The organism is Mesorhizobium sp. Primo-A, assembly GCF_003997175.1.
In the GTDB taxonomy this organism is placed as follows: domain Bacteria; phylum Pseudomonadota; class Alphaproteobacteria; order Rhizobiales; family Rhizobiaceae; genus Mesorhizobium; species Mesorhizobium ciceri.
In genome coordinates this window covers 136,275-155,899 of record NZ_RZTG01000012.1, presented here as the reverse complement: position 1 = coordinate 155,899, position 19,625 = coordinate 136,275, and the positions used below count along the sequence as shown (strand labels likewise).

Sequence of the window (19,625 nt, the reverse complement as noted above, 5' to 3'; positions counted from 1 at the left end):
CCGCGTTAGTGTCTGGGCACGAGCCGCAGGACGGGAACCAGCGGCGCGCTCAAAGGGGTCAGATATCGGCTCCAGGGCGTCAACACTTAATAGGCGCGCCAACGGCGGCGCCGACAGGGAGAACTTCATGCTGAAAAACATGCTGAAGGCGACTGTGTTCGCCACGACGATGACGCTGGCCGCCGGGACGTTCTACACGCAGGCCTTTGCCGAGACCGTCTATAACAGGGGCACCGCCGCTGAATCGGAGTCGGTCGATCCGCACAAGACCTCGACGGTTTACGAAGCCAATGTCCTGCGCGACCTGTTCCAGGGCTTGGTCATGCAGGACCAGAAGGCCAATCTCATTCCTGGTGCCGCCGAGAGCTGGACGGTTTCGGACGACGGAACCGTCTATACGTTCAAGCTGCGCAAGGACGGCATGTGGTCGGATGGCAGCCCGGTTACGGCTGACGATTTCGTCTATGCCTTCCACCGGCTGGAGGATCCGGCGACCGGCGCCGAATACGCCTCGATGCTGTATCCGGTAAAGGGTGCGGAGGACGTCAACACCAAGAAGGGCAAGCCTGAGGACATGGGCGTCAAGGCGATTGACGCAAATACGCTGGAGGTCACGCTGAAGGCGCCGACGCCCTACTTCCTGGAGATGCTGACCCACCAGGCGACCTATCCGGTGAGCAAGGCCTCCATCGAAAAGCTCGGCGCCGATTGGATCAAGCCCGGCAATCTCGTTTCGAACGGCGCCTATACGCTGGCCGAATGGGTTCCCAACGATCATATGAAGCTGGTCAAGAACCCGAAATTCTGGGATGCGGCGACCGTCAAGTTCGACGTCGTCAACTACATCCCGACCGAGGACCGCTCTTCGGCGATGAAGCGCTTCGAGGCAGGCGAACTGGACAGCTACGACGACCTTCCGACTGAACAGCTCGCCGATCTCAAGACCAAGTTTGGCGACCAGATCCACGTTGGACCGTATCTCGGCACCTATTATTATGCGATCAAGACCGACAAGGCGCCGTGGGATAATGTAGAGCTGCGCAATGCCATCTCGATGGCGATCGACCGCGACTTCCTCGCCGAAAAAGTCTGGCAGAACTCGATGCTGCCCGGCTATTCAATGGTGCCTCCCGGCATCGAAGGCTACACGCCGGCAATGGCCAAATATGCGGACATGCCGCAGATCGACCGCGAGGATGCGGCCAAGAAGATCCTCGAGAAACTCGGCTATACGCCCGAAAAGCCGCTGAAGATGGAAATCCGCTATAACACGTCGGAAAACCACAAGAACACTGCGGTGGCGATCCAGGAACAGCTGAAGCCGCTTGGCGTCGACGTCACGCTGCTCAACACCGACACCAAGACCCACTACTCCTTCCTCGAGCAGAAGGGCAACTATGATCTGGCACGTGCCGCCTGGATCGCCGATTACAAGGATCCGGAAACCTTCCTCGGCATCTCGCGCAAGGCCAGCGGCAACAATTATTCGGACTACAACAGCCCGGCCTATGAAGCGGCCATGGACAAGGCGGCCGCCGCCGGGGGCAACCCCGAACAGCGCATGAAGGAACTGGCCGACGCCGAACGCATCCTGGTCGACGACGTCGGCCAGATACCGCTCCTCTATTACAGCTACCACGATATCGTCTCCTCGAAGCTGCATGGCTTCGTCGACAACGTGATGGACGTGCATCCGTCGCGCTTCGTCAGCAAGGACTAACCCTGGCCAAGCCACCGCGCCTTCCAGGCGCGGTGGCGATGGTTTGCCATCGCATCGGCCCGGGTACCGGAATTCGATTTCGGCAAATGTCGGTGCGAAGATTTGAAAGCTGGAGCGCGGCCGTCCAACTGGACGCGCGCGGCTCTGGATCAAGCGGGGCACCGATGCTGCGATACGTATTACGGCGGCTTCTGACCGCCATTCCAACGCTGTTCGTCATCGTGACAATGGCGTTTTTCCTGATGCGCGTCGCGCCGGGCGGTCCATTCAACCAGGAGCGGGGGCTCAGTCCCGAGATCAGGGCCAATCTCGAAGCCCAGTTTGGCCTCAACGACCCGCTCTGGCTGCAATTCGTCCACTATCTCGGCAATCTGTTGCGCGGCAATTTCGGCCCGAGCTACAACATGCCGGATTTCACCGTCACCGAACTGTTCGCCAAGGGGCTGCCGATTTCGGTCCAGCTCGGCGCCTCGGCGCTTGTCCTGGCGCTGCTGCTCGGTTCCGTGCTCGGCACCATTGCGGCGCTCAATCAGAACAAGCTTGGCGACTATACGGTGATCGCGCTGGCGACGGCCGGCAGCACCATCCCAACCTTCGTCATCGCGCCGGTGATCCAACTCCTGTTCGGGCTGACCTGGAGGCTGCTGCCGATCGGTGGGTGGGGCGATGGCGCTTTCATCAACAAGGTCGGTCCGGTGCTGACGCTCGCCCTGCCGCAGATCGCCATCGTCGCCCGGCTGATGCGTGGCTCGATGATCGAATCCTTGCGGTCCCACCACATCCGCACGGCGCGCGCGCTGGGCCTGTCCGACTGGTCGGTGGTGGTCAAGCATGCTTTGCGCGGCGCCATCCTGCCGATCGTCTCCTTCACCGGTCCGGCGGCGGCGGCACTGCTGACCGGCTCGGTCATCGTCGAGACGATCTTCTCCATCCCAGGCGTCGGCCGCTATTTCGTCGATGCCGCGCTCAATCGTGACTACACGCTGGTGATGGGAACGGTGGTGGTGATCGCCATCTTTACCATTGTCTTCAACCTGATCGTCGACGTCATGTACGCGGTCGTCGATCCGAGGGTGCGCTATGACTGACATCGCGGCCACAGTCGCCCCCACCGTCATCGGCCGTTCGCTCTGGGGGGATGCCTGGGCGCGGCTCAAGGCCAATCGCGCCGCCATGTTCAGCCTGTATTACCTTGCCCTGATCGGTGTCGTCAGCGTGTTCGGGCCGTGGTTCGTGCCGCATCAATACACCACCATCTATGCCGACTATGTGCGCATGCCGCCAAGCCTGTCAGCCTATCCGAAGGCCGACATGATCGAGACGGCGCTCACCGAAGCGATCAAGCGCATGCGGGTCGACATCAAGGAATGGCGGCAGGAAGGCAACCAGGTCTTCGTCACCGTCAAGTCGACCAGGCCGATCGACGATCGCAACATCCGCTATCTTGACCGATCCGATGCCTTTGACGACACCAAGATCGAGAGCAAGTCGCCGGACGGTCTCGAAGTGACGATGAGCGCCTCGATCAAGCAGCAATATTTCCTGTTCGGCACCGACAACACCGGACGGGACCTGTTGTCGCGCACGCTGATGGCCGGGCGTATATCGCTGGCCATCGGCCTGCTCGCGGGCGTCGTGGCGGTGGTCATCGGCGTGGTCTACGGGGCCGCTGCCGGTTTTGCCGGAGGCAAGGTCGACGAGGTGATGATGCGCATCGTCGACGTGCTCTATTCCTTGCCCTTCATCTTCTTCGTCATCATGCTGGTGGTGTTCTTCGGCCGCAACTTCGTGCTGATGTTCCTGGCCGTCGGCGCCGTGCTGTGGCTCGACATGGCGCGCATCGTGCGCGGCCAGGCACTGTCGATCCGCCGCCAGGAATATGTCCAGGCGGCGGAAGCCATGGGCGTCGGCCAGCGCGGCATCCTGCTGCGCCACGTCATCCCCAACCTGCTCGGCCCGGTGGTCATCTACATGACGCTGCTGGTGCCGCAGGTGATCATCCTGGAAAGCTTCCTATCGTTTCTCGGCCTCGGCGTGCAGGAGCCGATGACCAGCTGGGGCGTTCTGATCTCGGTCGGCGCCAAGAACATCGGCACCGCCAACTGGCTGCTCCTGTTCCCCGCCTTCTTCCTCGTCTCGACGCTGTTTGCGCTGAACTTCGTCGGCGACGGCCTGCGCGACGCACTCGACCCGAGGGATCGCTAAGATGGGGATCGCTAAGATGCGGGTCGATAAAGAGGGGGACCGCTGAGATGGCTGCTTCCGAAACGATCCTCAGCGTCAAGGATTTGCGTGTCCGCTTCCGCACGCTCGACGGCGCCGTCGAGGCGGTCAAGGGCATAAACATCCATGTCAAATCGGGCGAGACCGTTGCCGTGGTCGGCGAATCCGGCTCCGGCAAAAGCCAGACGATGATGGCGGCGATGAGCCTGCTGGCGTCGAATGGCGAAGCGACAGGCAGCGTCGACTATCGTGGCCGCAATCTTCTAACACTCAGCAAATCCGAGCTCAACAAGGTCCGTGGCCGCAAGATCAGCATGATCTTCCAGGAGCCGATGACTTCGCTCGATCCGCTCTATTCAATCGGCAACCAGTTGATCGAACCGATCCGCCGGCATCGGGGCCTGAATGTCGCCGAGGCGCGTGAAGAAGCGCTCAAACTGCTGCGGCTGGTGCATATTCCCGATCCCGAGCGGCGGATGAAATCCTATCCGCACGAAATGTCGGGTGGCCAGCGCCAGCGTGTGATGATCGCGATGGCTCTCGCCAACGACCCTGACATATTGATCGCCGACGAGCCGACGACGGCGCTCGATGTGACCATACAGGCGCAGATCCTGATGCTTCTGGCCGAATTGCAGCGCAAGCTCGGCATGGCGATCGTCTTCATCACCCACGATCTTGGCATCGTCCGCCGCTTTGCCGATCGGGTCTATGTCATGCGCCAGGGCGAGGTTGTCGAGGAGGGGGAGGCGGAGGCCATCTTCGTCAACCCACAGCATGCCTACACGAAAATGCTGCTGGCGGCCGAGCCGACCGGCAGCAAGGCGCCGCCGCCCGCCAACGCCCCAGTGCTGCTCGAAGGCAGGAATGTCGAAGTGACGTTCAGGATCGGCGGCGGGTTTCTTGCTGGCGAACCGCTGATGCTGCGTGCAGTCGATCACATCTCGATCCGGCTGCAGCGCAACCAGACCATCGGCATCGTTGGTGAATCCGGCTCGGGCAAATCGACTCTTGGCCGCGCCTTGCTGCGGCTGTTGCCGAGTGACGGGCTCATCCGTTTCGGCGATCGCGACATTTCCCAAGCCGACAGGCAGGCGATGCGGCCGCTGCGGCGCCAGATGCAGCTCGTCTTCCAGGACCCGTTCGGCTCGTTGTCGCCGCGCATGACTGTCGGCCAGGTCATCACCGAAGGACTTCTGGTGCATGAGCCTGACCTTTCGGGCAAGCAGCGTGATCAACGCGCGGTCGAGGCCTTGCGCGAGGTCGGCCTCGACCCCAACGCCCGCAACCGCTACCCGCACGAATTCTCCGGCGGTCAGCGGCAGCGCATCGCCATTGCCCGCGCCATGATCCTGAAGCCCAGGCTGGTGGTATTGGATGAGCCGACTTCGGCGCTCGATCGCTCTGTGCAGAAACAGATCGTCGAACTGCTGCGCAAGCTGCAGGCGGACCACGAATTGTCCTATCTCTTCATCAGCCACGATCTGTCGGTCGTGCGCGCCATGGCCGACTACATCATCGTCATGAAACAGGGCAAGATCGTCGAGGAAGGGCCGACCGAGGCGATCTTCAGCAATCCGCAGCACGCCTACACACAGACGCTGATGGCCGCCGCGATCGACGTGACGCGATTTCGCCTGAGCGCCTGAACCGGGCTCTGCACCGAGGCGTTGGCTGTCCGCTCAATTCGCGGACCTCTGGCACTTGCGCGCTCGCACGGCGGCAATGGCATCCTGTTGCTGCTTAAGCCGGTCGATCCTGGCTGTTTCACGGTTGGCTACCGCGGTCTTCACGCGTGAGCCGCCGAGCAGCCAGCGTGGAACATTGGTGTTGGCGACCTTGCCGCGCGTGATTGCCGTTTGCGAGATGTCACGGGCGACGTCTCCCATCGCACTGTTGAGGTCGGTGCACGTCATTGAATCGTATTTCGCCGGATCGACGGTTCTGCCGAGCGATGAACAGCCAGCGACGAGAACCAGCGTCATCACAAGAATCAAGGGCGGGGCTGTGGTTGAATTCAAATTCATGTCGCACTCGGCCCGCCGTTTCACTCATTCCATCAGGTCCATCGACCCTAGAGCCGACGGGCCTTTTCGTCAAAATATGCGGCCGCGAAGCAACCTGCCACAGGGTTCGGCCATGCGGGCCGACGGCAGGAACATCCCCAGTCTGAATTGCTATCTGCCGGGTGTGGAGTTCAATCGCTGGCAAACGGAGAGTGCCGGTTCCGGCGACGTCGAGGCGGCTTTCCTAAGCTGCTTCGGCCACCAACGTCGACGGGGGACCGCCGAGCACTGTCTGAGCGATCTCGGCGTCATTTTCATCGACATGCGCCGTCACCAGGACGACGCCCTCGGCCACGTCCTGATCATCCGCCTTCATGGCGTGCAGGGCGAATGTTCCAAACAGACCGCCGGCAACGCCGCCACAGACCGCGCCAGCCACCGCTGTTGGCAATACGCTCGCAGCAACAGGATTGATGCCAACTGCCGCAACGACGCTCAGACATGCCAACCCGCCGGCAGCAGCGCCCAGTACCGATCCCAAAGCGGAAACCCAAACAGATCCTGTCTCGTCATTGTAAGGCCCGATGATCGCGATCTGTACGCGAGGAATTCCGGCCGCCACCAAGTCGCTAGCGACCCGCGTCGCATCGGCGTGGGAATCAAAAAGTCTGCTAATCGTCGGCATGGTCGCTTAACGCTTCGGGCTGTTCAGCAGCGTGTCGGTGAGGAATGACGCGGCAATCAGGTCGTCAACCTCGATTCGGCCCTCGCCGCCCTCCATGATGGCCGCGACCTTCTGGAAGGTCTTCATCTCGTCTTCGGTAATCTGGGCTTGCTGCATCCTGGCCTTGATCTCTGTTACTCGCGTGCTCAGGGCATCGGATCGTTTGGTCTCACGGTTCGACATGCTGCTGCTCTTGGTTTCATCGATCATTTTTGCCCGCCACCCCGAATTTGGGGCAAGCGCATGCGTTTCCAACCTGGACTTCGGTCGGGCAGGGGTCAGACCTAAGTCTGGCTAGGGGCAATTGTCTTGCCGACGGTGCTGCCAAAAGCATGATCAAAGGGCCTCTCGTGGCCCGATTCCTTCAAGAATCGGGCCGGAGATCTGTGGTCAGTACCCGTCGTTCTCGATCACCACGGGATGGTGCCGATGGTGGTGGCGATGGGTGGAAACGGAACCTGTCACGACAACGGTATCGCGGTGATGATGCCGGCGCCCATGGTCGTAGAACGCCACAGTACCATGGCGGCGGTGGTGCAAGCGCTGACCGTCTTCGTTGATGATCTTGACGCTGCCGTGATGTCGATGATGGGTTCTAACAACCACATCGGCTTCGGCTGCCGAAGCCACGACGGGCAGTCCAATGGAAATCGCCAACGCGCACATGATCATTGTTTTCATTGCAATTTCTCCATTTTCTTAATTAGCCCTTCATTGGATTAACTGCCCCTGATCACTTTGGTTCCGGTGGTCCGGCATCGGCCCGAACGTTCACTGGTCATCGCCGGATCTCGTCAACGACGGAACATTAGACGTGCCTGATGGTTTTATTTCTCGCAGCCGGGATCACGATTTGGTGTCTGCTGCGGATCAGTCGGCAAAGACTGGTCGGCCCGCGTTCTCCGCCAGAGGCGCGGGCTTCCCCCAGGCAACAGGAGAGAGATCATGAACAATATCATTTGGCTCGTTGGAGCTGTGGTCATCGTGATAGCGATCTTGAGCTTTTTTGGCCTCCGCTAGCCGGACGCGCGTGCCAGTTGAGATGTTTTCCGGAATCTGTCCGCGAGCGCACGTATGAAGGCATAAAGCGGCCGGTTGACCGTCTGGTTGCTGTCCAGTGCAACAGGCATCGCTGTCGGCCGGCGGGGAGACGCGAGTAATCTCGCTTGAGGGGCAGGTGGAGCGCCGAAGTCGGGATGCGCTAACTCTTTGTTTTTTCTGGTCGGAGTGGCAGGATTTGAACCTGCGACCCCCTCGTCCCGAACGAGGTGCGCTACCAGGCTGCGCTACACTCCGTGACCAGACCGCGGGCTTATAGCCGCCACACTTCGTTCCTGCAAGCGGCATGGCAGCACTTCTGTCGCATTTCATCGGCTTTCGTCGAGCATAGCCCGAAAGGCTCGGATTCCCTCCTGGGATAAACGTGGCTTAAAGCCTTCTGTGCTAAGCCGCAGTCCTCGACAACTCGTAATTTCCGCCACTCGGAGTTTTCCAGTCTTGTCCTTCAGCATCGTTGGCGACGCCCGGCCCAACAGTTTCGAGTTCGAAACCGAAGCGCTGATCAAGCCATCCGGCTTTCGAGAATATGATGCGCGCTGGTGGTTTGGCCATCCCGGCTCCGCGCAACTGCCGGAGCTCAATCTGAATGGCGTCCAGGCGCTCGGAATGGGGCTTGGCACGCTGATCCGCCGTGTCGGTGCCGGTCCCGATATCGTCACCGGGCACGATTTCCGCTCCTATTCGCTTGGCATCAAGCTGGCGCTGGTGTCCGGTTTGATGGCTGCAGGCGCTCGGGTGAGGGACATCGGACTGGCGTTGTCGCCGATGGCCTATTTCGCCCAGTTCGCACTGGACGTGCCTTCGGTCGCTATGGTCACCGCCTCGCATAACGAGAATGGCTGGACCGGCGTCAAGATGGGTGCGGCGCGGCCGCTGACTTTCGGGCCGGAAGAGATGAGCGCGCTGAAGCAGATTGTACTGGCCGGCGATTTCGATCTCGTCGGCGGCGGCTCCTACGATTTCGTTCGCGATTTTCGCGCTACTTATCTCGACGATCTGACCGAGGACAAGCGCATCACCCGAAAGCTGAAAGTGGTCGCCGCCTGCGGCAACGGCACCGCCGGCGCCTTCGCGCCGCAAGCGCTGCAGCGCATCGGCTGCGAGGTCATCCCGCTCGATGTCGAACTCGACCACACCTTTCCGCGCTACAATCCCAATCCCGAGGATATGCAGATGCTGCATGCCATCAGGGACAAGGTGCTTGAGACTGGAGCCGATGTCGGCCTTGGCTTCGACGGTGACGGCGACCGCTGCGGCGTCGTCGACAATGAGGGCAATGAGATTTTTGCCGACAAGGTCGGTGTGATGCTGGCGCGCGATATCTCCAGCCAGCATCCGGGCTCGACCTTCGTCGTCGACGTCAAGTCGACCGGCCTGTTCAACACAGACAGCGTGCTGCGCGCCAACAGCGCCGTCACCGACTACTGGAAGACCGGCCACTCCTACATCAAGCGCCGCGTCGCCGAGCTTGGCGCCGTCGCCGGTTTCGAAAAGTCGGGCCATTTCTTCTTCAACCCGCCGATCGGGCGGGGTTATGACGATGGGCTGGTCACCGCCATTGCCATCTGCCAGATGCTGGACCGCAGCCCCGGCAGTTCGATGGCCGATCTATACCGCGCGCTGCCGCTGACCTTCGGCACGCCGACCATGTCGTCGCACTGCGCGGACGATGTGAAGTATGGCGTTGTCGAGCGGGTGGTTGCCGACTTTCAGGCCATGAAGCGGGATGGAACGGTTTTTGCGGGCCAGAAGATCGCCGACCTCATCACCGTCAACGGTGCGCGCGTTGTCGCGGACGACGGCACCTGGGGACTGGTGCGCGCCTCGTCGAACAAGCCGGAACTGGTCGTGGTCGTCGAAAGCCCGGTGTCGTCGCAGCGTCGACGGGAGATGTTCGAGGCTGTCGACACCGTGCTGCGCCGCAGCCCCGAGGTGGGCGCCTACAACCAGACCTTTTGAATGGTGGTTGAATGACCGAGCGGATTGTCAGTTTTGTCATGAGCGGCGGGGTCGGCTCGCGGTTGTGGCCGCTGTCGCGCGAGGACAATCCCAAGCAGTTCCACGATCTGTCCGGCGACGGCTCGATGCTGGCCAAGACCTTGCGCCGGCTGACGGCCCGGCCGGAAGGCGAAACGCCGATCTTCCTGATTGCCGCGGAGCGCCATGCCGACCGCGTTCACGCCGATCTTGCCGGCCTCGACCTCGCCGGCGGCGGGCCGCTGTTCGAGCCGACCGGGCGCAACACAGCCGCCGCCGTCGCACTGGCGACGCTGCGCACACTGTCCGAGTTCGGCGACAGCCTGGTGCTGGTGGTGCCGTCGGACCATGAGATATCGACCCCGCGCCAGTTCTGGCAGAGCGTCGAAGCCGGCACCGAGGCAGCGCGTAGCGGCCGGCTGGTGGTGTTCGGCATCAGGCCGACACAGCCCGAGACCGGCTACGGCTATATCGAGGTTGCGGCCGAAAGCGGCGGCATCTTCGACGTGTCGCGCTTCGTCGAAAAGCCGGATCTTGCGACTGCGCAAAGCTATCTCAAGGCCGGAAATTTCTACTGGAACACCGGTATCTTCCTTTTTCGCGCCAGCGCCATGCGTGATGCCTTCATAGCGTTCCAGCCGGATATCTGGCAGGCCACCGAAGCAGCGTACAAGGCAGCGACATCGGATTTGTCCGGCCTTTACATGCCGCTAGAACTCTACGCCGCCATTCCGTCGAACTCGATCGACTACGCCATCATGGAGCGGGCAAAAGACATCGCGATGGTGCCGGCCGGCTTCCGCTGGAACGATCTCGGCTCATGGCAGTCGCTGCTCGATGTCGGCCCCGCCGACGACCGGGGCAATGTCATCATCGGCGACGTCGTCGCCATCGATTGCGAGAATTCCTACATTCGCAGTGACGGCCGCCTGCTGTCGGCGATCGGCATGAAGGACATCGCCATCGTTTCGACATCGGATGCCACCTTCGTCGCTCCGGTCAGCCACAGCCAACACGTCAAGAAGATCGTCGAGCAGCTCGAAAAATCGGGTCGCCTGGAAACCAGGTTCACGCCGGCGCATGACCGCGTCATCGAAAGCGGCGCCTGGCGGCGGCGCGTGCATCACTGGCTGTTTCAGGAGACCTTGCCGCTGTGGTCGACATCGGGCGTCGACGAACGCCATGGCGGCTTTCACGAAGCGCTTGGCCTGGACGCTTCGCCGTTGATGAAGCCCAAGCGCATGCGCACCACGGCGAGGCAGGTCTATGCCTTCGCCGTTGCCCGGGCGCGCGGCTGGGACGGTCCGGCCGACCGGCTGATCAGCCACGGCATCGCCTTCATGGCCGGCAAGGGCCGCACCGACAAGGGCGGCTGGGTTCGGACGCTGAATGTTGACGGTTCGGTTGCCGACGCCACCGAGGATGCCTACGATCATTCCTGCGTGCTCCTGGCACTGGCGCATGCGCATATGTCTGGCAATCCCGACGCCTTGCGCCTCGGCGAGGAAACCTTCGCCTTTCTCGATGCGCATCTCGAAGACAGCCGCATGACCGGCTTCCTTGAGACATCGGATGGCAAAGGCGAGCGCCGCTCCAACCCGCATATGCACCTGCTTGAGGCCTTCCTCGCCTGGCACCAGGCGACCGGCGAGCGCGCCCATCTGCGCCGCGCAGCGCGCATCATCGACCTCTTCCGCAGTCATTTCTTCGATCCGGAAAGCTGGACGCTTGGCGAGTATTTCGATGCCGAATGGAAACCATCCGCCGGCGAGAAAGGCTCGTGGACCGAGCCTGGCCACCATTTCGAATGGGCCTCTTTGTTGGTCGATTTCGCCGGGCGCAGCGGCCAGGCCGAGTTGAGCGGCTTTGCCAGGAAACTCTACGCCTCGGCCATCGCCAATGGCCTCAACCGCGCCACCGGGCTTGCCTATGGCGCCGTCTCGCGGCAGGGCCTGCCGCTCGACCTGATATCGCGCAGCTGGCCGCAGGCCGAAGCCGTGAAGGCGGCGATCGCACTGGATGGCTCGGGCGGCCCCGATCTGAAGCCCGAGATCGAAGCGCGCGTCGGCCGGCTGTTCCGCTGGCACATCGACCCGGCGCCGCTCGGCCTGTGGATCGACCGCATCGACGAGCGCGGCCGCTCACTGGCATCGGACGTTCCGGCCAGCATCTTCTATCATCTGGTCTGCGCGCTGACCCAGTATCTGGACAGCACGGCCGACCTGAAGGCGTAAGGGCAGCCTCAGTACGGGCTCGCCACATCCCCGGTCTCGACATAGATCGACTTCAGCTGCGAATAGAGCGCCAGTGCGGCCAGTGAATTCTCACGCCCGATGCCTGACTGTTTGAAGCCGCCGAACGGGATTTCCACCGGCGTCAGATTATACGCGTTGATCCAGCAGGTGCCGGCCTGCAGTTCGGCGATGACGCGGTGGGCGCGCGGCAGGTCGCGCGTGAAGACGCCGGCAGCGAGGCCGAATTCGGTGTCGTTGGCGCGGTCGATCACCTCGTCCTCGCCGTCGAATTTCAACACGCTCATCACTGGTCCGAAAATTTCTTCACGGGCGATGCGCATGCCATCGGTCACGCCGGTGAACACCGTCGGCTCGACGAAGAAGCCGCCCTGAAAGCCCTGCAGCGAAGGCACATTGCCGCCGCAAGCAAGCGTCGCTCCATCCTGCTTGCCGATCTCGATATAGCCGGCCACCTTGTCGTGCTGCGCCTTGGAGACCAGCGGTCCCATCTGGGTTTCGGGATCGAGCGGGTCGCCGATGCGGATTTTCTTGGTCCGCTCTATCAGACGGTCGACAAAGCGGTCGTGGATGCCGCTCTGCACGAAGACGCGCGTGCCGTTGGAGCAGATCTGTCCGGTCGAATAGAAATTGCCGAGCATGGCGCCGCCAATGGCGTTCTCGATGTCGGCATCGTCGAACACGATCAGCGGCGACTTGCCCCCGAGTTCCATCGTCGCGTGCTTCATCTTCGAGCCGGCAAGCGACAGCACCTTGCGGCCGGTCGGCACCGAACCGGTCACCGAGACCTTGGCGACGACATCGTGGCCGACAAGCCCGGCGCCGACATCGCCATAGCCCTGCACAACGTTGAACAAGCCGTCGGGTAGCCCCGCTTCGCTGTAGATCTCGGCCAGTGCCAGCGCCGACAGCGGCGTGTTTTCCGACGGCTTGAACACCATGGCATTGCCCATGGCGAGCGCCGGTGCCGATTTCCAGCCGGCGATCTGGATCGGGTAGTTCCATGCGCCGATGCCGACACAGACGCCGAGCGCTTCGCGCCTTGTGTAGGCGAAGGGTCCGCCGAGATCGACCGACTCGCCGTTGTAGGCGGCAACGGCACCGCCGAAATATTCAAGGCAGTCCGCAGCCGAGGGCGCATCCGCCACCAACGTTTCCTGGATCGCCTTGCCGGTGTCCAGCGTCTCGATGCGAGCGAGGTCGGCGTTGCGGGCGCGTAATATGTCGGCGGCGCGGCGCAGGATGCGCCCGCGCTCGACCGGCTTCAGCCGCGCCCAGGCGGGCTGCGCCGCCCGCGCGGCCTCGACGGCGAGTTCCAGCACGTTCGGCGTTGCCGAACGCAGCATGGCGATGGTCTCGCCGGTTGCCGGATAGATGACCGGCAGCGGGGCGCCGCCTTCGTCCTCGATGTAGCGTCCGTTGACATAGTGCGATGCCGTGGGCTGAGCGCGCATGGAAGTCTCCAGATTGTCTTTCGCGGCATGCGGATCGTGCAGTCACACGATCATGCTCTATCTGTCCGACGCCTGCCAGCGCGGATTGATCCATGGTTCCTGGTTGGACGGCGCCAGCGGCGTGCGGCCAAGGATGTGATCGGATGCCTTCTCGCCGGTCATGATCGACGGCGCATTGAGATTGCCGTTGGTGACGCGCGGGAAGATCGAGGAATCGGCGACCCGCAATCCTTCGACGCCGATGACCCGGCACTCCGGATCGACGACGCTCATCACGTCGTCGGCGCGGCCCATCTTGCAGGTGCCGCAAGGATGGTAGGCGCTCTCCGCGTGATCCCGGATGAAGATGTCGAGATCGTCGTCCGACTGCACGTGGCTGCCCGGCGATATCTCCTTGCCTCGATAGGGATCGAACGCCGACTGGCCGAAGATCTCGCGGGTCAGCCGGATGCAGTGGCGGAACTCCGCCCAGTCGTCTGGATGCGACATGTAGTTGAAGTGGATCATCGGTTTCGATTTCGGGTCCGGCGAGCGCAGCGTCACCGACCCCCGCGACTTCGAGCGCATCGGTCCGACATGCGCCTGGAAGCCGTGCGACTTGGCCGCCGCCTTGCCGTCATAGCGGACTGCCGCGGGGATGAAATGGTACTGGATGTCGGGGTAGTCGACGCCGGCACGCGATCGCACGAAGGCCGCCGCTTCGAAATGGTTGGTGGCGCCTAGCCCGTTCTTGAGGAACAGCCACTGCGCCCCGATGAGCGCTTTCGAGAACGGATTCAGCACCGAATTGAGCGTGATCGGCAGCAATGATTCCTGCTGGATGTAGAGCTCCATATGGTCCTGCAGGTTGCGGCCGACGCCGGGCCTGTCGGCCACCACCGGAATGCCGTTTTCGCGCAGATGCTCGGCCGGACCGATGCCGGACAGCATCAGGATCTTGGGCGAATTGATCGACGATGCGGCGACGATTACCTCACGTCGCGCCTTAACGACCTGAATCTGTTTGTGAGCTTCGATCTCGACGCCGATGGCGCGCTGATTCTCGATGATCACCCGCCGCGCAAAGCCCTTGACCAGACTGACGTTTTTGCGCTTCAGCGCCGGCTTCAGATAGGCTGATGCCGCCGACCATCGGCGGCCGCCGCTGATGGTCTGCTCCATCGGCCCAAAACCTTCCTGCTTGGAACCGTTATAGTCCTCCGTCAGTTCGAACCCGGCCTGGCGGCCAGCCTCGACGAAGGCGCCATAGAGCGGATTTTTACGCGAGCCGCGCTGCACATGCAGCGGCCCGCCGTGCCCGCGCCAGCCATCCTCGCCGCCATCCGAATCCTCCATGCGCTTGAAATAGGGGAGCACGTCGGCGAAGCCCCAGCCGGCCGCACCCTCTTCGGCCCAATGGTCGAAGTCGCGGGCGTGGCCGCGCACATAGACCATGCCGTTGATCGAGGACGAGCCGCCGATAACCTTGCCGCGCGGTGTCGCCAGCACACGGCCGCCGAGATGCGGCTCCGGCTCGCTGGCAAAGCCCCAGTCGTAGAGGCTCATGTTGAGCGGGATCGACAGCGCCGACGGCATCTGGATCAGCGGCCCGATATCGCTGCCGCCGAATTCGATGACGATGACCGAATGCTTGCCGTCTTCCGACAGGCGATAGGCCATGGCCGAGCCGGCCGAGCCGGAGCCGATGATGACGAAATCCGCTTCAAGCATGGTTCATATGCGCCATGAAATCGGCGAGCGAGACATTGCCGCCGGTAGCCACAACAAGGACGGTCTTGTCCTTCACATCCACCTTGCCGCCGAGCAATGCCGCGATCGACGCCGCCCCCGACGGTTCGAGCACCAGCTTCATGCGCTCGAAGGCGATCCGCATCGCGCGCCGCACCGATTGGTCGTCGACGGTGATGCCGTGAACACCCGCCGTCTTGACCGCGGCAAACGGAGCATCGCCCGGCCGTCGCGACATCAAACCGTCGCAGATCGATTTCGGCCCGATCGGCATCGTCTCGATGCTGCCATGCGCCAGCGACGAGCCCATGCCATTGAAACCTTCCGGCTCGACGCCGATGATCTCTGTGGCGGGCGACAGATAATGGAAGGCGAGCGAAACGCCGCCGATCAACCCACCGCCACCGACCGAGCAGAACAAGAGGTCGGCGCTGGCACCTTTGGCTTCGAGTTGGTCAAGCGCTTCGAGGCCGGCGCCCGCCTGGCCGGCGACGATCTCCGGATCGTCGAATGGATGCAGCAGCGCCAGGCCCTCTGTCTCGGCGATCTCGCGCGCCTTGGCGGCGGCGACTTCCTCCCGCGCGCGCTCGCCATGGTCGGTCAGCACGACGCGGGCGCCATAGCCCGCCGTGGCATCACGCTTGGCGGCCGGTGCGTCGATCGGCATGACGATGGTGACGGGAACGCCAAGCGCCTGGCCGGCAGCCGCCAGCCCTTGCGCGAAATTGCCGGAGGAGTAGGCGACGACGCCCTTCTTCGCTTCGTCAACTGAAAGCTGCTTCAGGCGCCAATAGGCGCCGCGCACCTTGAATGAGCCGGCCCATTGCAGCGATTCCGGCTTGATGAAGACGCGGGCGGCGCCGGTCTCGCGGGCTAGTGCCGTCGATTCCAGCAGCGGCGTGATCTGCGTCGCCCTGGAGGTGACGGCATAGGCCTGCTTGAGATGGTCAAGGGAGGGGACGAGAAGGTCTGACATCATTCGCCTCGCGGATACCGTTTGCTCTCTTCGAGATTGTCGAGGTTCATGTGATTGCGCATGTAACGCTCGGACGCCTTTTGCAGGGGTTGGAAATCCCAGGGGTAATAGGCGCCGTTGCGCAGCGCCGGATAGACGACCCAGCGGCGCGCCTGGCTTTCGCGGACAGCGGCGTCGAAGCCGGCCATGTCCCAGCGTGTCTGGACCTTGTCCATGAATGCCGCCACCAGGCCCGCATTGGCCGCGTCGTCGGCCAGATTGTCCCGTTCGAGCGGATCGGCTTCGAGATCGAACAGTTGCGGCGGATCGAGCTCGCAATGGACGAATTTGTATCTGCCGTCGCGGATCGCCACCAAAGGCGCATTGGACCCTTCGGCGGCATACTCCATCAACACCGGCGCGGTGCGCTCGATGCCCTCGGTGAGCGGCAGCAGCGACTGGCCGTCGGTCCACGGCGCGATCGCAGCGATGTCGATGCCGGCGAGATCGCAAAGCGTCGGCGCCACGTCGAGATTGGAGACCGGCGTCTCGATCAGCCCGGCGCGAACGCCCTTGCCGGCAATCATCAGCGGCACCCGCGCCGAACCCTCGAAGAAGCTCATCTTGAACCACAGGCCGCGCTCGCCGAGCATGTCGCCGTGATCCGAGCAGAACAGGATGATTGTGTCGTCCGCCATGCGTGTACGCTCGAGAACGTCCAGGATCTCGCCCAGCTTGTCGTCGACATAGGAGATGTTGGCGAAATAGCCCTGCCGCGAACGACGCACCTGCTCCGGTGTGATCTCGAAAGAGGGATAGTCGCTGGCGTGGTACAGCCGCCGGGAATGCGTATCCTGCTGGTCATACGCGATGAACCCGGTTTCCGGGTCCAGCGCCCGGCAATGCTCATAGAGATCCCAATACTGCTTGCGCGCGACATAGGGATCGTGCGGATGCGACAGCGAGACAGTGAGGCACCAAGGCCGATGGTTCGCATCGTCCTGTTCGCGCGAAAGCTGATAGAGCTTCTGCGTGGCCAGGAACACGACCTCGTCGTCATACTCCATCTGGTTGGTGATCTCGGCGACGCCTGCACCGGTCACCGAGCCCAGATTGTGATACCACCAGTCGATACGCTCGCCGGGCTTGCGGTAATCCGGCGTCCAGCCGAAATCGGCTGGATAAATGTCGGTCGTCAGCCGCTCCTCGAAACCATGCAACTGGTCCGGCCCAACGAAATGCATCTTGCCCGACAGGCAGGTGTAGTAGCCGGCGGCGCGCAAATGATGGGCAAAGGTCGGGATCGATGAGGCGAATTCGGCGGCATTGTCATAGACGCCGGTGCGCGACGGCAATTGCCCGCTCATGAACGAGGCACGGCCCGGCGCGCAGAGCGGCGAGGCCGTGTAGTTGTTGGCAAAGCGCGCCGAACGCGCGGCCAACGCTTTCAGATGCGGTGTATGCAGAAACTCCGCCGGTCCGTCCGGAAACAGGGTTCCGTTGAGCTGGTCGACCATGACGATCAGGAAATTGGTTCGCTTCATTGTCACTGTTTGCGCCGCTCGCCAAGTTTGGTTTCGAGATAGTCCTCGACCAGCGCGATCGCGGTCGCGGCATCGGGCACGCCGTCTTTCAGCGCCCGCCTGATGTAGAGCCCGTCGATCATCGCCGCGGTCGCTTCGGCGGCGCGGTCGGCTTCGGCTCTGGGCAAGATCCCGGTCAGCCCGCTCATCAGGTTCGAGTGCAGCCGCCGCGCGTAGACCTTGAGCAGCCGGCGCAAGGCCGATGATTTCTGCGCCTCGACATAGAAGGCGAGCCAGGCGGCGATGGTTTCCGGCTGGAACTGGATGTCGGAGAAATTGACAGCGACCACCGCCGAGACCCTTTCGCGCGCGCTATTGGCCGAGCCAAGGGCGCGCAACGTATCGGCTGTAAGCTCCGCCAGTATGTGCCGCATCGTCGCCAAGAGCAGCTCGTCCTTGGCACCAAAATAATGATGGGCAAGGGCGGACGACACGCCGGCGCGTCCGGCGATCTCGGACATGGTCACGTCGAGCGAACCGCGCTCGCCGATCGCCGAGATCGTCGCGTCGATCAGCGCCTTGCGGCGCAGCGGTTCCATTCCGATTTTCGGCATCTCGCCATGATCCTTTGAGAGAACAGGATTATTTTTTATTGACGCGTCAATCAACAAAAAAATCGGCCGCGATCTCGGCTGTACCAAGCGATTGTACGCCTCCAGCCCTTCACGAAACCGGCACGATTGTTTATCTTTGAACAATAGATGCGAAATGCGCCGTGAGCCGACATGCCAGGCCGGCGCCAAGGATGGAGACCGCCATGACCGCATGCATCGTCGGATGGACGCATTCGCGCTTCGGCAAGCTTGAGGGCGAAACGCTCGAAAACCTCATCGTCAAGGTGGCAACGGACGCGCTCGACCATGCCGGCATCGGTCCCGACGAGGTCGACGAGATCGTGCTCGGCCACTTCAACGCCGGTTTTTCGGCGCAGGATTTCACCGCCAGTCTGGTGCTTCAGGCCGACGACCGGCTGCGCTTCAAGCCGGCGACGCGTGTCGAGAACGCTTGCGCCACCGGATCGGCGGCGGTCCGCCAAGGCATCCGCGCCATCGACGCGAATGCCGCTCGCATCGTGCTGGTGGTCGGCGCGGAGCAGATGACGACGACGCCGGGGCCGGAGATCGGCAAAAACCTGCTCAAGGCGTCCTATCTGCCCGAGGACGGCGAGACACCCGCGGGTTTCGCCGGCGTCTTCGGCAAGATCGCGCAGGCCTATTTCCAGCGTTATGGCGATCAGTCGGATGCGCTGGCCATGATTGCCGCCAAGAACCACAAGAACGGCGTCGACAATCCCTATGCGCAGATGCGCAAGGATTTCGGCTATGAGTTCTGCCGCCAAGAGAGCGAGAAGAACCCCTTCGTTGCCGGTCCTCTGAAGCGCACCGACTGCTCGCTGGTCTCCGACGGCGCCGCCGCCCTTATCCTTGCCGACACCGCCACGGCACTGAAGATGCGCCGTGCCGTTGCCTTCCGCGCCAACGAACATGTGCAGGATTTCCTGCCGATGTCGAAGCGCGACATTCTGACCTTCGAAGGCTGCGAGCAGGCCTGGAACCGGGCGCTGAAATCGGCCGGCGTGACGCTCGACGATCTGTCCTTCGTCGAAACGCATGACTGCTTCACCATTGCCGAACTGATCGAGTACGAGGCGATGGGCCTTGCCAAGCCGGGAGAGGGGGCGAAGCTGGCGTTGGACGGCACAACGGCCAAGGATGGTCGCCTGCCGGTCAATCCGTCCGGCGGGCTGAAGGCCAAGGGCCATCCGATCGGCGCCACTGGCGTGTCCATGCATGTCTTGACCGCCATGCAGCTTGTCGGTGAGGCCAGCGGCATCCAGGTGCCGGGCGCAAAACTGGGCGGCATCTTCAATATGGGCGGTGCGGCGGTCGCCAACTACGTTTCCATTCTCGACCGGATCAGATAAACCGCCCGCATTTGCGGGAG

General features: G+C 62.6%; 16 protein-coding genes and 1 tRNA gene. 7 read left to right on the top strand and 10 right to left on the bottom strand.

What is annotated here, in order from left to right; translation table 11 throughout:
- The first annotated feature begins 127 nt into the window (after positions 1 to 127).
- The 4 genes from EOC83_RS22680 to EOC83_RS22665 all read left to right on the top strand — a co-directional run bounded on the left by EOC83_RS22680 (position 128) and on the right by EOC83_RS22665 (position 5,592).
- Entirely contained in the window at positions 128 to 1,720 is a 1,593-nt protein-coding gene (locus EOC83_RS22680; protein ID WP_013532692.1) for a peptide ABC transporter substrate-binding protein, read from the top strand.
- Positions 1,721 to 1,884: 164 nt separating this feature from the next.
- Entirely contained in the window at positions 1,885 to 2,808 is a 924-nt protein-coding gene (locus EOC83_RS22675; protein ID WP_013532691.1) for an ABC transporter permease subunit, read from the top strand.
- The gene (locus tag EOC83_RS22670; RefSeq protein WP_013532690.1) at positions 2,801 to 3,925 is read left to right on the top strand and encodes an ABC transporter permease subunit; all 1,125 of its coding nucleotides are present in this window, start codon (positions 2,801 to 2,803) and stop codon (positions 3,923 to 3,925) included. Before EOC83_RS22675 ends, EOC83_RS22670 begins: the two co-directional genes overlap by 8 nt.
- A 47-nt stretch (positions 3,926 to 3,972) precedes the next feature.
- The gene (locus EOC83_RS22665; protein WP_013532689.1) at positions 3,973 to 5,592 is read left to right on the top strand and encodes an ABC transporter ATP-binding protein; all 1,620 of its coding nucleotides are present in this window, start codon (positions 3,973 to 3,975) and stop codon (positions 5,590 to 5,592) included.
- Positions 5,593 to 5,625: 33 nt separating this feature from the next.
- Here EOC83_RS22665 and EOC83_RS22660 read toward each other — a convergent pair whose 3' ends face one another.
- From EOC83_RS22660 to EOC83_RS22640, 5 genes are all read right to left on the bottom strand, one after another.
- A complete protein-coding gene (locus EOC83_RS22660; RefSeq protein ID WP_224621054.1) occupies positions 5,626 to 5,928 on the bottom strand; it encodes a hypothetical protein in 303 nt (100 codons plus the stop codon).
- 265 nt (positions 5,929 to 6,193) lie between these two features.
- A complete protein-coding gene (locus EOC83_RS32855; RefSeq protein ID WP_063167694.1) occupies positions 6,194 to 6,634 on the bottom strand; it encodes a hypothetical protein in 441 nt (146 codons plus the stop codon).
- A gap of 6 nt (positions 6,635 to 6,640) precedes the next feature.
- Complete coding sequence (locus EOC83_RS22650) at positions 6,641 to 6,856, bottom strand: hypothetical protein (protein WP_024503705.1); 216 nt, start codon at positions 6,854 to 6,856, stop codon at positions 6,641 to 6,643.
- A gap of 207 nt (positions 6,857 to 7,063) precedes the next feature.
- Positions 7,064 to 7,354 (bottom strand): hypothetical protein, encoded by a 291-nt coding sequence (locus tag EOC83_RS22645; RefSeq protein WP_013532685.1) that lies wholly within the window; start codon positions 7,352 to 7,354, stop codon positions 7,064 to 7,066.
- A gap of 538 nt (positions 7,355 to 7,892) precedes the next feature.
- Positions 7,893 to 7,969, bottom strand: a tRNA-Pro gene (locus EOC83_RS22640).
- 201 nt (positions 7,970 to 8,170) lie between these two features.
- Here EOC83_RS22640 and EOC83_RS22635 point away from each other — a divergent pair.
- A complete protein-coding gene (locus tag EOC83_RS22635; protein WP_013532684.1) occupies positions 8,171 to 9,691 on the top strand; it encodes a phosphomannomutase/phosphoglucomutase in 1,521 nt (506 codons plus the stop codon).
- Positions 9,692 to 9,702: 11 nt separating this feature from the next.
- Positions 9,703 to 11,943, top strand: a complete 2,241-nt coding sequence (locus EOC83_RS22630) for a mannose-1-phosphate guanylyltransferase/mannose-6-phosphate isomerase (RefSeq protein ID WP_013532683.1) — start codon at positions 9,703 to 9,705, stop codon at positions 11,941 to 11,943.
- A gap of 8 nt (positions 11,944 to 11,951) precedes the next feature.
- Here EOC83_RS22630 and betB read toward each other — a convergent pair whose 3' ends face one another.
- The 5 genes from betB to betI are packed head-to-tail and all read right to left on the bottom strand — an operon-like array spanning position 11,952 to position 18,235.
- Positions 11,952 to 13,415: a betaine-aldehyde dehydrogenase gene (gene betB / locus EOC83_RS22625; RefSeq protein ID WP_013532682.1), complete on the bottom strand. Its 1,464-nt coding sequence runs from the start codon at positions 13,413 to 13,415 to the stop codon at positions 11,952 to 11,954.
- A gap of 57 nt (positions 13,416 to 13,472) precedes the next feature.
- Positions 13,473 to 15,125, bottom strand: coding sequence for a choline dehydrogenase (betA, locus tag EOC83_RS22620; RefSeq protein ID WP_013532681.1), 1,653 nt, complete (start codon positions 15,123 to 15,125; stop codon positions 13,473 to 13,475).
- On the bottom strand, positions 15,118 to 16,122 hold the full coding sequence (locus EOC83_RS22615) for a threonine/serine dehydratase (RefSeq protein WP_063167695.1): 1,005 nt from the start codon (positions 16,120 to 16,122) through the stop codon (positions 15,118 to 15,120). The genes betA and EOC83_RS22615 overlap by 8 nt, the downstream gene beginning before the upstream one ends.
- Entirely contained in the window at positions 16,119 to 17,648 is a 1,530-nt protein-coding gene (gene betC, locus EOC83_RS22610) for a choline-sulfatase (protein ID WP_063167696.1), read from the bottom strand. Before betC ends, EOC83_RS22615 begins: the two co-directional genes overlap by 4 nt.
- Positions 17,645 to 18,235, bottom strand: coding sequence for a transcriptional regulator BetI (gene betI, locus EOC83_RS22605; protein ID WP_013532678.1), 591 nt, complete (start codon positions 18,233 to 18,235; stop codon positions 17,645 to 17,647). The genes betC and betI overlap by 4 nt, the downstream gene beginning before the upstream one ends.
- A gap of 203 nt (positions 18,236 to 18,438) precedes the next feature.
- Between betI and EOC83_RS22600 the strand changes: the two genes are divergently transcribed.
- A complete protein-coding gene (locus tag EOC83_RS22600) occupies positions 18,439 to 19,605 on the top strand; it encodes an acetyl-CoA acetyltransferase (RefSeq protein WP_013532677.1) in 1,167 nt (388 codons plus the stop codon).
- Positions 19,606 to 19,625 lie beyond the last annotated feature (20 nt).